General features: G+C 67.0%; 10 protein-coding genes. 7 read left to right on the plus strand and 3 right to left on the minus strand.

The annotated features are described in order from the left end of the window. Window positions 1-93: 93 nt before the first annotated feature. Window positions 94-873, plus strand: a complete 780-nt coding sequence (gene truA, locus GLA29479_RS00815; protein WP_057920084.1) for a tRNA pseudouridine(38-40) synthase TruA — start codon at window positions 94-96, stop codon at window positions 871-873. Further along, the gene (locus tag GLA29479_RS00820; RefSeq protein ID WP_031370892.1) at window positions 870-1,538 is read left to right on the plus strand and encodes a phosphoribosylanthranilate isomerase; all 669 of its coding nucleotides are present in this window, start codon (window positions 870-872) and stop codon (window positions 1,536-1,538) included. Before truA ends, GLA29479_RS00820 begins: the two co-directional genes overlap by 4 nt. Window positions 1,539-1,710: 172 nt before the next feature. On the opposite strand, the gene GLA29479_RS00825 is transcribed toward GLA29479_RS00820, so the two are convergent. Beyond that, window positions 1,711-2,607 (minus strand): LysR family transcriptional regulator, encoded by an 897-nt coding sequence (locus GLA29479_RS00825; protein WP_057970491.1) that lies wholly within the window; start codon window positions 2,605-2,607, stop codon window positions 1,711-1,713. Window positions 2,608-2,712: 105 nt separating this feature from the next. On the opposite strand from GLA29479_RS00825, the gene trpB reads away from it, so the two are divergent. From trpB to glmM, 4 genes are all read left to right on the plus strand, one after another. Further along, window positions 2,713-3,930, plus strand: a complete 1,218-nt coding sequence (gene trpB / locus GLA29479_RS00830) for a tryptophan synthase subunit beta (protein ID WP_057970492.1) — start codon at window positions 2,713-2,715, stop codon at window positions 3,928-3,930. Between the two features lie 983 nt (window positions 3,931-4,913). Beyond that, window positions 4,914-5,714: a tryptophan synthase subunit alpha gene (gene trpA, locus GLA29479_RS00835; RefSeq protein ID WP_057918258.1), complete on the plus strand. Its 801-nt coding sequence runs from the start codon at window positions 4,914-4,916 to the stop codon at window positions 5,712-5,714. Window positions 5,715-5,829: 115 nt separating this feature from the next. Further along, on the plus strand, window positions 5,830-6,720 hold the full coding sequence (accD, locus tag GLA29479_RS00840) for an acetyl-CoA carboxylase, carboxyltransferase subunit beta (protein ID WP_031370889.1): 891 nt from the start codon (window positions 5,830-5,832) through the stop codon (window positions 6,718-6,720). A 184-nt stretch (window positions 6,721-6,904) separates the two neighbouring features. Continuing rightward, a complete protein-coding gene (gene glmM, locus GLA29479_RS00845) occupies window positions 6,905-8,245 on the plus strand; it encodes a phosphoglucosamine mutase (protein ID WP_057918257.1) in 1,341 nt (446 codons plus the stop codon). Between the two features lie 406 nt (window positions 8,246-8,651). On the opposite strand, the gene GLA29479_RS00850 is transcribed toward glmM, so the two are convergent. Next, window positions 8,652-10,511 (minus strand): DUF3413 domain-containing protein, encoded by a 1,860-nt coding sequence (locus tag GLA29479_RS00850; RefSeq protein WP_057970493.1) that lies wholly within the window; start codon window positions 10,509-10,511, stop codon window positions 8,652-8,654. A 313-nt stretch (window positions 10,512-10,824) separates the two neighbouring features. Here GLA29479_RS00850 and GLA29479_RS00855 point away from each other — a divergent pair, with 313 nt between their 5' ends. Beyond that, window positions 10,825-11,760, plus strand: coding sequence for an isopenicillin N synthase family dioxygenase (locus GLA29479_RS00855; RefSeq protein ID WP_057970494.1), 936 nt, complete (start codon window positions 10,825-10,827; stop codon window positions 11,758-11,760). 288 nt (window positions 11,761-12,048) lie between these two features. Here the strand turns inward: GLA29479_RS00855 and GLA29479_RS00860 are convergent, their stop codons facing one another. Beyond that, window positions 12,049-13,197, minus strand: a complete 1,149-nt coding sequence (locus GLA29479_RS00860) for a trypsin-like serine peptidase (RefSeq protein ID WP_057970495.1) — start codon at window positions 13,195-13,197, stop codon at window positions 12,049-12,051. Between the last annotated feature and the right edge of the window lie 86 nt (window positions 13,198-13,283).

The raw sequence follows: 13,283 nt of genomic DNA on the forward strand, positions 1-13,283 counted from the left end.
GAACCAGGCATGACCGAAGTTTTCGAGACGGACGCCCTTTCTTCCGTAGTGGCGGCTCCCTCCGCAGTGGCGGCGCCGCTGCGCCGCTACGCCATGGGCGTGGAATACGACGGCGGCGAGTTTTCCGGCTGGCAGCGCCTGGTGCGCCCGGGCGAGCCGGACCTGCGCGGCGAAGCCACCGTCCAGAGCACTTTGGAGGACGCGCTGTCGTTCGTGGCCGGCGGCCGCGTCGACGTGACCTGCGCCGGTCGTACCGATGCCGGCGTCCACGCCTCCTGTCAGGTCGTCCATTTCGACAGCAGTGCCCAGCGCGACCTGCGCGGCTGGGTGCTTGGCACCACCTCGCGCCTGCCGCCCTCGGTATGCGTGCGCTGGTGCGTGCCGGTCGCGGCCGATTTCCACGCCCGCTTCTCGGCCCGCGCGCGCCGCTACCGCTACCGCATCCTCAACCGTTCGGTGCGGCCGGCCCTGCAACGGCAATACCTGACCTGGGAGCGCCGCCCGCTCGACGCCGACGCCATGCACCGTGCCGCCCAGGCCCTGCTCGGCGAAAACGACTTCTCGGCGTTCCGGACCGTGCATTGCCAGGCCCCGCATGCGCGCCGCGACCTGCAGTACATCGGCGTGCGCCGCGACGGCGAGGTGGTCGAGATGGAGGTCCAGGCCAACGCCTTTCTTCACCATATGGTGCGCAACATTGTCGGAAGCTTGCTGATGGTGGGCCGGGGCGAACAGCCCGAGGCATGGATCGGGGAATTGTTGGCCGGACGCGACCGTACCGTCGCCGGCCCGACCGCGCCGTCCTCGGGTCTGGTGTTCGTCGGCCCACGCTATCCCGCCGATTGCCAGCTGCCTGCCGAGGTTACGTTTTGAGCCAGCCCTGTCCCCGTACCCTGTTCCGTACCCGCATCAAGTTCTGCGGTTTCACCCGTCCGGGCGATGTCCGTCTGGCCTGTGAGCTCGGCGCCGACGCCATCGGCTTCGTGTTCGCTGCCGGCAGCTCGCGCCGCGTTGCCGCCGAGGAGGCGCGCGCCATGCGCCAGGCCTTGGCGCCCCTGGTCGATGCGGTGGCCTTGTTCATGGACAACCCGGTCGACGAAGTGCGCGAGGTGGTGCGTCAAGTCCGGCCGAGCCTGTTGCAGTTCCACGGCAACGAAGACGACGCCTTCTGCCGCGCCTTCGGCGTGCCTTATCTGAAAGCGATCCCGATGGGCGGCGAACTCGCCGACCAGCACCCTTCGGCGCTGCACACGCGTTACCCGGGCGCGGCCGGTTTTTTGTTCGACAGCCATGCCAAGGGCAGCAGCGGCGGCAGCGGCAAGACCTTCGACTGGACGCGGATTCCGGTCGGCGTGCAGAAACCCTTCGTGCTCGCCGGCGGCATTACCCCGGAGAACGTGTTCGAGGCGATCCTGGCGACGCTGCCCTGGGGCGTGGACGTGTCCAGCGGCATCGAAAGCGCGCCCGGGCTCAAGGACGGCGACAAGATGCGTCACTTCGTCGAAGAAGTGCGGCGCGCCGACTGTCACGTCGACTGAGGCCTTGCGCACGACGGCGGTGCAGGGCGTCGTGCCCTGCGCTGCCATTCGGCGATCGTCTCGCGGGTCCGCTGATCGCGAGCCGCACGAACAAGACCCGCACATCCTTGCCGACAGCGGCGCCGGCGAGCACGGCGTCGCCACCGTCGCGCATCAGGATCGAGACAGCGAATCAGACCGGCGTGGCGTCCAGTTCTCGGCGCAACCAGTCGGCCAACCGCGTTACCCGTGAATCGGCATCGTTGCGTCGGCAACACAGCATCCAGCATCCGGGCGTTTCGACGAAGCCCCACGGCGCAGCCAGTCTCCCCGCCGCGATGTCTTCGCTGACCAACGGCTGCGGCGCAATGGCCACACCCAGCCCGGCGACCGCTGCTTCCAACAGGTAGTAAAGATGTTCGAAGCTGGCACCGAAAGTCAGTGCCTGCGAGTCCATGCCATTCGCGCGCGCCCATGCCGGCCACGCCTGCGGACGTGAACTGGTTTGCAGCAGGGCTTGGTCCAGCAACGACGACGCGGACCGTCCGAGCAGCGCGTCGAAACCGGCATAGCGTGGACTGACCACCGGGCCGATTCTTTCGGTCGTCAGCGTGTGGACCAGCCAGCCGTCGTCCGAGGGCGGCTCGCCGACCAACAGCGCCGCATCCAGCCCCGCCATGCGTGCGTCGAAGTCTCCCTCGTGCACCACCAGGTGCAAATTCAGGTCGGGCAACTCTAGTCCCAGGCGGGGCAGCCGCGGAATGACCCAACGGGCCAGGATGCTTCCCTGGCAGCCCAGGACCAGCGCCGAGGGGAGGCGCCGGCGGCGCAGGTCCGACCATGCGTCCTCCAATTGTTGGAACGCCGCACCGGTCGCGTCGCGCAACTGCAGCCCGGCCGGGGTCAGGCCCAGGCCGCGTCCCTGGCGGGCGAACAATGGCTTGCCCAGCTCTCCCTCCAGGGCTTTGATCTGGCGGCTCACCGCCCCGTGGGTGACATGCAGCTCGCTGGCCGCCTGTGTGACGCTCTGCAGGCGAGCGGCGGCCTCGAACGCGTACAGTGCATTCAGCGAAGGCAGTTTTCGAGCCATCGTATTGGTGAGTTTTACTCAAGCGTTACTGAGATTTTATAGCTTTATAGCCCATTTCCCGTGCGTTAAAGTGCGGGTCCCGATATCCGCCTCCGCACCCAGGCCATGAACCAAGCCCCGCCCACGGATTACCACGCCTATCCGGACGCTTCCGGTCACTTCGGCCGTTTCGGCGGCCGTTTCGTCGCCGAGACCCTGATCGCGCCGCTCGAAGAGTTGGCCGCGGCCTACGACGCGGCCCGCGTCGATCCGGCCTTCATCGCCGAGTTCGAGCGCGACCTGGCCCATTACGTCGGCCGGCCGAGTCCGATCTACCACGCGCAGCGCCTCAGCGACGAAGTCGGCGGCGCGCAGATCCTGCTCAAGCGCGAAGACCTCAACCACACCGGCGCGCACAAGATCAACAACACCATCGGCCAGGCCCTGTTGGCCAGCCGCATGGGCAAGACCCGCATCATCGCCGAGACCGGCGCCGGCCAGCACGGCGTCGCCAGCGCCACCGTGGCCGCGCGCCTGGGCCTGGAGTGCGTGGTCTACATGGGCGCGACCGATATCGAGCGGCAGAAGATCAACGTCTACCGCATGAAGCTGCTCGGCGCGACGGTGGTGCCGGTGACCAGCGGCTCGCAGACCCTCAAGGACGCGCTCAACGAAGCGATGCGCGACTGGGTCACCAACGTGCGCGACACCTTCTACATCATCGGCACCGTCGCCGGCCCGGACCCGTATCCGCGTATGGTCCGCGATTTCAACGCCGTGGTCGGGCGCGAGGCGAGGGCGCAGATGCTGGCCGAATACGGCCGCCTGCCCGATGCGATCACCGCCTGCGTCGGCGGCGGCAGCAATGCGATCGGCCTGTTCCATGCCTTCCTCAACGACCCCTCGGTGCGCATCGTCGGCGCCGAAGCGGCCGGCGACGGCATCGACACCGGTCGCCACGCCGCCTCGCTCGCGGCCGGGCGCCCGGGCGTGCTGCACGGCAACCGCACCTATGTCCTGTGCGACGACGACGGCCAGATCATCGAGACCCATTCGGTCTCCGCCGGTCTCGACTACCCCGGCGTCGGCCCCGAGCATGCCTTCCTCAAGGACGCCGGCCGCGCCGAATACGTCGGGGTGACCGACGACGAAGCGCTCGACGCCTTCCGCACTCTGGCGCGCACCGAGGGCATCCTGGCCGCGCTGGAATCCAGCCATGCCATCGCCCAGGCGATCAAGCTCGCGCGCTCGATGCCGAAGGACCAGGTGGTGTTGTGCAACCTGTCCGGTCGCGGCGACAAGGACGTGCATACCATCGCCGGGCGCGAAGGGCTGCACTTTTGAAGCGAGGAACGAGTGCGTAGGAGTGAGCAGTGAGTAAGGGCGGCGACGCGCCGCCGTTGCGAAATCTCACCCGTCGTGCGGCTCGGTTTTGGCTTTGACTCACTCCTCACTCTTCTGAACTCACTGCTCGCCCCATGAACCGAATCGACGTCAAGTTCCAACACCGGTTTGAAGCGAGGAACGAGTGCGTAGGAGTGAGCAGTGAGCAAGGGCGGCGACGCGCCGTCGTTGCGAGGTCTCACCCGTCGCGCGGCTCGGCTTTGGCTTTGACTCACTCCTCACTCTTCTGAACTCACTGCTCGCCCCATGGACCGAATCGACGCCAAGTTCCAACACCGGTTTGAAGCGAGGAACGAGTGCGTAGGAGTGAGCAGTGAGCAAGGGCGGCGACGCGCCGCCGTTGCGAGATCTCACCCGTCGTGCGGCTCGGTTTTGGCTTTGACTCACTCCTCACTCTTCTGAACTCACTGCTCGCCCCATGAACCGAATCGACGCCAAGTTCCAACACCGGTTTGAAGCGAGGAACGAGTGCGTAGGAGTGAGCAGTGAGCAAGGGCGGCGACGCGCCGCCGTTGCGAGGTCTCACCCGTCGTGCGGCTTTGACTCATTCCTCACTCTTCTGAACTCACTGCTCGCCCCATGGACCGAATCGACGCCAAGTTCCAACACCGGTTTGAAGCGAGGAACGAGTGCGTAGGAGTGAGCAGTGAGCAAGGGCGGCAACGCGCCGCCGTTGCGAGATCTCACCCGTTGTGCGGCTCGGTTTTGGCTTTGACTCACTCCTCACTCTTCTGAACTCACTGCTCGCCCCATGGACCGAATCGACGCCAAGTTCCAACACCGGTTTGAAGCGAGGAACGAGTGCGTAGGAGTGAGCAGTGAGCAAGGGCGGCAACGCGCCGTCGTTGCGAGATCTCACCCGTCGTGCGGCTCGGTTTTGGCTTTGACTCACTCCTCACTCTTCTGAACTCACTGCTCGCCTCATGAACCGAATCGACGCCAAGTTCCAACATCTGCAGGCCGCCGGCCGCAAGGCCCTGATCCCGTTCGTCACCGCCGGCGATCCCTCGCTGGAGGCGACCGTGCCGGTGATGCACGCCCTGGTCGAAGCCGGCGCCGACGTGCTCGAACTCGGGGTGCCGTTCTCCGACCCCATGGCCGACGGCCCGACCATCCAGCGCAGCTCCGAGCGCGCCATCGCGCGCGGCGCCGGCCTGAGCTGGGTGCTGGAAGCGGTACGCGAATTCCGCGGCCGCGACGCCGACACCCCGGTGGTGTTGATGGGCTATCTGAACCCGATCGAGATCCGCGGCAACGCGCGCTTCGCCCGCGATGCGGTCGCCGCCGGCGTCGACGGCGTCCTGCTGGTCGACCTGCCTCCGGAAGAGGCCGGAGAACTGCGCGCGGCCTTCAACGAGACCGGCCTGGCCCTGATCCTGCTGGCTTCCCCGACCACCACCGACGCGCGCCTGGCGCTGCTCTGCGACGACGCCCAGGGTTACCTGTACTACGTCAGCTTCGCCGGCGTGACCGGCGCCGACCGCCTCGACGCCGGCGCCGCCAACGAGCGCCTGCACACCATCCGTGCCCGCAGCCGGGTGCCGGTGGTGGCCGGTTTCGGCATCAAGGACGCGGCCAGCGCCGCGGCCATGGCCCGCGAGGCCGACGGCGTGGTGGTCGGCAGCGCCCTGGTGGCCGAACTGGCGCCGACCACCGATGCCCAGGCCGCGGCCCAGGCTGCGCGGCGTTTCCTGACCCCTCTGCGACAGGCCCTTGACGGCTGAACCACGGACCGTATGGTTCGCTGCGTTAAACTGACCCGCTAGGCTGGCGGCGGCGATGGTTTCATCGCCGCCGGTCCGGTCCTTCAACAGCTGTCTGAACAGAAGGTTCCATCGTATGTCGTGGCTCAAGAAACTCATGCCGTCCGGTATCCGCACCGAATCCGGCGCGGCGAAACGACGCAGCGTGCCCGAGGGGCTGTGGGAGAAGTGCGAGCGCTGCGGCGCGGTGCTGTACCGCCCCGAGCTCGAGGAAAACCTCGAGGTCTGCCCGAAGTGCAGTTTCCACATGCCGATCCGCGCGCGCGCGCGCCTGAACGCGCTGTTCGACGCCGGCAGCACGGTCGAGATCGGAGCCGAGCTCGGCCCGACCGACGTGCTCAAGTTCAAGGACCAGAAGAAGTACTCCGAGCGCATCAAGGCCGCGCAGAAGGCCACCGGCGAACGCGACGCCCTGATCACCCTGCGCGGCACGCTCAAGCAGCGGCCGCTAGTGGCGAGCTCGTTCGACTTTGCCTTCATGGGCGGTTCGATGGGTTCGGTGGTCGGCGAGCGCTTCGCCCGCGGCGCCGAAACCGCGCTGGAGATCGGCAGCCCCTTCGTGTGCTTCTCCGCCAGCGGCGGCGCGCGCATGCAGGAAAGCCTGTTCTCGCTGATGCAGATGGCCAAGACCTCGGCTGCGCTCGGTCGCCTGCGCGCGGCCGGCCTGCCGTACATCTCGGTGATGACGCATCCGACCACCGGCGGCGTGTCGGCCTCGTTCGCGATGCTCGGCGACATCAACATGGCCGAACCCGAGGCCTTGATCGGCTTCGCCGGCCCGCGCGTGATCGAACAGACCGTGCGCGAAAAATTGCCGGAAGGTTTCCAGCGCAGCGAGTTCCTCGTCGAGCACGGCGCGGTCGACCAAATTTGCGACCGTCGCGAAATGCGTGATCGTCTCGCCCATCTTTTGGCGATGATGATGAAACAATCTCAACCCGAAGACGACGCCGAGGCAGCGGCTTGATCGTAGCGGCGTATCCGCGCGGTCACTATGGGGCTGTCGAGACAGTCTCAGCGATTTCTGCACACGACGGCGGGCTGGATGGCCTGGGGGCGCCGATCGTCGGCGATGTCTTCGTTCCTTTCCCGATCACATCCAGCGCGCGCGTCCAGGTGCGACGCGTCGCGCTACCTGGAGGTTGAACTGTATGGCACGTAAGTATTTCGGCACCGATGGCATCCGCGGCCGGGTCGGCGAAGGCCCGATCTCGGCCGATTTCGTCCTGCGCCTGGGCAACGCCTATGGCCACGCGCTGATCCGGCGCGGCTGGCGCAACCCGATGGTCATCATCGGCAAGGACACGCGCATCTCCAACTACATGTTCGAGGCGGCCCTCGAAGCCGGCCTGGTCGCCGCCGGCGTGGACGTGCAGTTGATGGGCCCCATGCCGACACCGGCCGTTGCCCACCTGACCCGTTCGCTGCGCGCCGACGGCGGCATCGTCATCTCGGCCTCGCACAACCCGCATTACGACAACGGCATCAAGTTCTTCTCGGCCGAAGGCGAGAAGCTCGACGACGAGACCGAGCTGGCGATCGAAGCTGCGCTCGAGGAACCGTTCCAGACCGTCGAATCCGAACGCCTCGGCAAGGCCGTGCGCACCCGCGACGCCATCGGCCGCTATCTGGAAGCATGCAAGAACTCGGTGCCGCGCGGTTTCGACCTCAGCGGCATGCGCATCGCCATGGATTGCGCCAACGGCGCGACCTACCAGAGCGGCCCGCTGGTGCTCAGCGAGCTCGGCGCCCGCGTCGATGCGATCGGGATCGAACCGAACGGCCTCAACATCAACGACGGCGTGGGTTCGACCCATCCGCAGACCCTGGTCGAGCGGGTGCGCTCGACCGGCGCCGACCTCGGCATCGCCTTCGACGGCGACGGCGACCGCGTGCTGTTCGTCGACGGCGAAGGCCGCATCTGCGACGGCGACGACCTGCTGTACGTGCTCGCCACCGACTGGCAGGACAGCGGCCGCCTGCAGGGCCCGGTGGTCGGTACCTTGATGACCAACTACGGCCTGGAGCGCGCCTTCGAGCAGCGCGGCATCCCGTTCCTGCGCGCCAAGGTCGGCGACCGCTACGTCCACCAGCAATTGATCGCCCACGGCGGCGTGCTGGGCGGCGAAGCCTCCGGCCATCTGCTGTGCCTGGACCGCACCAGCACCGGCGACGGCATCGTCAGCGCGCTGCAGGTGCTGGAAGTGCTGGGCCGGCGTGGTCTGAGCCTGCGCACCGCGCTCGAAGGTTTGAGCCGGGTGCCGCAGAAGACCATCAACGTCCGCTACGAAGGCAGCAACAAGCCGACCGAAGCGGCCTCGGTGAAGCAGGCCCTGGCCCAGGCCGAAGCCGCCGTGGCCGGACGCGGCCGCGCCTTCCTGCGTCCCTCCGGCACCGAGCCGGTGGTGCGCGTGACCGTCGAAGCCGACGAAGCCACTCTGATGCAGACCACGCTCGACACGCTGGCCAACGCCGTACGCGCGGCCGTCTGAAGCTGCGAGCCGGATACCGATCGCACCGACGCGCAGGCGTCGGTGCGATTTTTTTTGCCTGGTTAAGCTCATGTAGGAGCGACGTAAGTCGCGACCACCATGCATCCGAGTCTGCGCGGCAATCGGCAACCCCGCGGATGCGGCTCGCGTCGTTGCCATGAGAGCACACAGCTTTGGGGTAGGAGCGACGCAAGTCGCGACCGTGATCCATCCGAGCCTTCGCAGCCATCGGCTGCCCCGCAGTCGCGGCTCACCCCGCTCCTACAAGAGCGCGCGGCTTCGGGTAGGAGCGAGGCAAGTCGCGACCGCCATGCGTCCGTAGCTGCGCAGCCATCGATGCCCCCGCCTCGCGGCTCACGCCGCTCCTACAGGGGTCGTGGCGAGTTGCGGCGACGCAACTCGCCCCTCAACGCTGCTGAAACCGCGTCAGCATTTCCCAGGAAGACTTGACCGCGGCCGGGTCGACCTTGGCCTCGGGCAGGGGGCGGTATTGGCGGTCGACCACCGTGGCGGCGCCGTAGTTGTCGAACAGATAGATCCGGTCGCCCTGGCGGATGCCGCGCTGCGACCAGCTTTCGACCAGCAGCGGGCGCGACGGCTGCCCCGGACCGAACAGGTCGCGGCCGGTGCTGTAGTCGGCGCTGTCGTTGCGGCAGCCGAGCGCATGCCGCATCAGGGTCGGGACCAGGTCTTCGTGCGAGGTGGTGTGGGCGATCTTCCGCGGCGTCTTGCCCGGCCAGTGCAGCACGAACGGCGTGCGCAACTGAAAGTCGGAGAAGTTGCCGTTGTGGCCCCAGTAATTCTGCTTGAGGTCGTTGAATTCCTCGCCGTGGTCGCCGGTGATCACCACCACCGTATTGTCGGCGAAGGGGCTGGCCCGGAGCCGGGCGAGGAAACGGCCGATCAGCTGGTCGCTGTAATGCACCGAGGCGCGGTAGCGATTGAACTCCGGAGTCGGATCGTGATCCGGCCCGAATTCGAACACGTTGATTTCTTTCGCCATCGGCTGGAACGGCGAGACATAGCCCTTGGGCATGTAGTAAGGCTGGTGCGGCGAATCCAGGAACACGAAACCGAAGAAACGCTCATCGGCCGGCGTCGCGACGATGTCGGCCTGCAGGCGTTCCAGGATGGTCTGGTCGCGTTCGGCGCTCTTGCGTTCGCGCGGGCCGTTGACGATGTGCTCGCGCACTTCCGAGAACGCGGTGCGGTCGAATTCCGGGTTGTACAGCGGCGCGCTGCCGTAGATGTGCATGCCGTAGCCGTCGCGCTTCATCTGCCCGATCAGGGCCGAGCCGCGCTGTTCGGCGAGCATCTTGTGCCAGTAGCCGCCGGGCAGGCCGTAGAGCAGGCCGAACACACCGAAGCGGGTGGCGTTGCCGGCGCTGTAGTGATCCTCGAAGTTCAGCGACTGCTGCGCATAGCGCCAGGTGTTCGGCATCACCTCCGGGGTCAGCACGTCGTAGCGCAGCGATTCGAGCAGGATCACCACCACGTTGAGCTTGGGCTGGGCCTCGCACTGCAGCGGCCGGCGCGGATACGCCAGCAGGCCTTCGCCCTCGCTCGGCAGGCGCGCGGACTCGTCGTTGCCGACGCCGAAGCGATGCAAGGCATCCTTCAGGGTGATCGGTTGCGCCCACGGGATATAGGGCAGCTGCGACATCACCGCGCGGTCGCCGCGGGCGTCGGCGTAGGCGACCATGCCCTGTCCGAACAACATCACCGCGGCCGCGATCCACCAGGCCTTGACGATGCGGATCGTGCCCGGTCGGCGCGCCAGCGCCTGCCACCACAGCCAGGCCGCCAGGATCTCGAGCACCAGCACCGAGCCGACCGCGACGGCGATCAGCCCCCACACCGCACCGGAAAACACCACCTGGTCCTGCATCGCGCCGCCGAACACCATGTTCGCGACCATGGCGTTGAGGTGGAACCGGTACAGGGCGAAGACCTTCGCGTCGGCCACCAGCAGGCAGATCCAGGCCGCCTGCAGGATCACCGCGGCGACGGTCATCCAACGCATGCGCCGGCCGATCCAGCCCAGCAGCAGCGGCACCACGCCGAGCAGGGCGCCGAAGAACAGGAAGTGTCCGGGCAGGGCCACGGTCAGGAAGAGCGCCGCCTTCCAGTGCTCGGCCAGATGGCCGAAGGGGATGTTGAACCCGGCGATCGCGATCGCCGCCGCCGCGTTGGTCAGGGTGAACCCGGTCAGCCAGGCCAGGGCGCGACGCACCGTGAAGGCTTGGCGGGCGGCTAAGTCATCCATCTAAGGAACGTCTCGGGCGGTCGGTGGCGCTGCCGGTCAGCAACGCCGGGTCGGGGCGCGACTTTATCGTGTAACAAAGCCGTGGAGAACCGTCGGAAGGAGGGGGCGGGGGCTGCGCATGAAGGCGTTCATCCTGTGTGGGGGCCGGCTGCCCATAGGGGCGGCCCGCGTGGCGGGTTTGTGTCGATACGGGCGGCCCGCGGTGCGGGTTTGTATCCATACGGACGGCCCGCGGTGCGGGCCTTGCGCGCAGCCCGCGGCTTTGAGCGAAGATAGCGGTCTGCCCGGAAGAAACATCAACAGGAACGTCAACGTGAGTCAGATTCCCACCCTGGACATCCGCCGCTTCGATACCGACCGCGAGGCCTTCGTCGCCGAGCTCGGCGCGGCCTATCGCGAATGGGGCTTCGCCGGCATTCGCGGTCACGACATCTCGGACCAGCAGATCGACCGCTCCTACGACGTGTTCAAGCGTTTTTTCGCCTTGCCCGAAGAGGTCAAGCGCAAGTATCACGTCGCCGGCGGCGGCGGCGCGCGCGGCTACACCCCGTTCGGCGTGGAGACCGCCAAGGATTCCAAGCATTTCGACCTCAAGGAGTTCTGGCACGTCGGCCGCGAGATCCCGCGCGACTCCAAGTACGCCGCCGAGATGCCGCCGAACCTGTGGCCCGAGGAGATACCCGATTTTCGCGAGCAGGCCTATGGCCTATACCAGTCGCTCGACCGCCTCGGTTCGCGCGTGCTCAGTGCGTTGGCCCTGCACATCGGCCTGCCGGAGCAGTATTTCGCCGACAAGACCGATTCGGGCAACTCGATCCTGCGCCCGATCCACTACCCGCCGATCACCACCGACGATATCCCGAACGTGCGCGCCGGCGCGCACGAGGACATCAACCTGATCACCCTGCTGGTCGGCGCGAGCTCGGCCGGCCTGGAAGTGAAGTCGCGCAAGGGCGAGTGGGTGCCGTTCACCGCCGACGCCGACACCATCGTGGTCAACATCGGCGACATGCTGCAGCGCCTGACTAACCACGTATACCCCTCGACCACCCACCGCGTGGTCAACCCGCCGGGCGAGAAAGCGCGTCAGCCGCGTTATTCGACCCCGTTCTTCCTGCACCCGAACCCGGATTTCCTGATCGACGTGCTGCCCTCGACGATCACCTCGGACAACCCGAGCCGTTACCCCGAGCCGATCACCGCCCAGGGCTACCTCGAAGAGCGCCTGCGCGAGATCAAGCTCAAGTAGGCGCTCGGGACTCGGGAATCGGGACTCGGGAATCGGGACTCGGGAATCGGAGAGGTTTCGTAATCTGGGTGGGCCGGTGAGTTTCAGCGGTTGTTCGTCGTTTGACCTCCCGCCCTGAAAGAAAAAGCCCGCCAACCGGCGGGCTTTTTCCTTAAAACGCGTTCCGCAGGCCTTGCCCGTGGACAAGAAAAAGCCGGCTTGCGCCGGCTTTTTCTTTACCGCATCGGCCGCTCCCTGGCCCGGGCGCCGGGATCGCAACAGCGACTCCCGATTCCCTATTCCCGGCTATCAGCAACCGATCGCCGTGCACAGCGGGACGATGTTGTCGTCGTTGAAGCGCGCACCGACCCAGGCGGTGCCGAAGGCGCCGATGTGCGGGCCGCTGACCACGCTGTTGACGTGGTTGCCGCTGCTCGAGTTCGGCGTGTAGTTGATCAGCCAAGCGCCGCCGCTGGCGCCGTAGGTCATATCGCAACCCTGGACCAGGACGTTGGTGCCTTCGGTCGGCGAGTCGTAGGTCTGGCCGGCGCAGATGTTGGTGTACTGCGTGCTCAGATTGCTCGCGTAGCCGTGCGAGTAGGTGTACAGCGAGTAGGGCTGATTCCAGGCGCGGCCGAGCCAGCCGACGTAGCTGGTCACCGGCAGGCCGCTGGTCTGCTCGCCGGTCAGCTTGATCACGGCCACGTCCCAGCGGCGGGTGCCCGAGCTGATCCAGTTGGTCGGCACGCGCGCGGTGCTCCAGCCGAATTGGCCGTACGGCGCCACGCCGTAGCGCTCGGCCGGCACGAACACGAAGTTCGAGTTCCAGCCCTGGCCGAACGAATACACGCAATGCGCGGCCGTCACCAGCACCGAGTTGCCGCTGGCGACGTTGGCGGTGCAGTACGACGAGCTGCCATTGGGCTTGGTGAAGTACAGCTTGCCGATCTTGTTCCAGGGCGAGGCCTTCCACTGGCTGGTGTAGTAGTTGCCGAGGAAGCGCGTGTACGGGTAGTGGGCGCCGTCTTTCTCGGAAGAGATCGAGGCGTCCGGCGCGGCGCCTTGGCGTGCATCGAGCGCGTCGAGCTTGTCCCAGTTAGCGCGGAAATGGCTGCGGGCCAGGTAATTGCCGAAGACCGGGGCGCTGCCGCCCGGGGCGCTGCTGGCGGTGCGCACGAGTTTGTCGGTCAGGGCCGCGGCCTGCGGCGCTGCGTCGTTGCCGCGGTCGGTCCAGACCATGGGCTTGGCCGCGGCGCGCTGGCGCTCGGTCGCGAACGGATGGGCGTAGGCGGTCTTCGCGGTGAGTTGCTGCGATTTCGGCGCGTCGATCGCGGCGATGTCGCCCTGCGGGGTGCGGATCACGGTCTCGCCGGCGATGGCCGAGGCGGTGGAAGACAGCAGTACGAGCGCGCTGAACGCGGCGAGCTGCAGGGTGGAACGGTGGCGATTGGTCTTCATGGTGGAGCTCCTTGTGGTAGCGCTTCCCTGAGGGATGAACGGGTCGGTCCCTGTGTGACCGCTCGCGCTCCGACCCGGACGGCGCG

The sequence above is a fragment of the Lysobacter antibioticus genome (assembly GCF_001442535.1).
GTDB classification, from domain to species: Bacteria; Pseudomonadota; Gammaproteobacteria; order Xanthomonadales; family Xanthomonadaceae; genus Lysobacter; species Lysobacter antibioticus.

Excerpts from the sequence above, each read along its gene's own strand:
- truA (WP_057920084.1), top strand. The coding sequence starts at position 94 with ATGGGCGTGGAATACGACGGCGGCGAGTTTTCCGGCTGGCAGCGCCTG.
- GLA29479_RS00825 (WP_057970491.1), bottom strand. The coding sequence starts at position 2,607 with ATGGCTCGAAAACTGCCTTCGCTGAATGCACTGTACGCGTTCGAGGCC.
- trpB (WP_057970492.1), top strand. The coding sequence starts at position 2,713 with ATGAACCAAGCCCCGCCCACGGATTACCACGCCTATCCGGACGCTTCC.
- trpA (WP_057918258.1), top strand. The coding sequence starts at position 4,914 with ATGAACCGAATCGACGCCAAGTTCCAACATCTGCAGGCCGCCGGCCGC.
- accD (WP_031370889.1), top strand. The coding sequence starts at position 5,830 with ATGTCGTGGCTCAAGAAACTCATGCCGTCCGGTATCCGCACCGAATCC.
- glmM (WP_057918257.1), top strand. The coding sequence starts at position 6,905 with ATGGCACGTAAGTATTTCGGCACCGATGGCATCCGCGGCCGGGTCGGC.
- GLA29479_RS00850 (WP_057970493.1), bottom strand. The coding sequence starts at position 10,511 with ATGGATGACTTAGCCGCCCGCCAAGCCTTCACGGTGCGTCGCGCCCTG.
- GLA29479_RS00860 (WP_057970495.1), bottom strand. The coding sequence starts at position 13,197 with ATGAAGACCAATCGCCACCGTTCCACCCTGCAGCTCGCCGCGTTCAGC.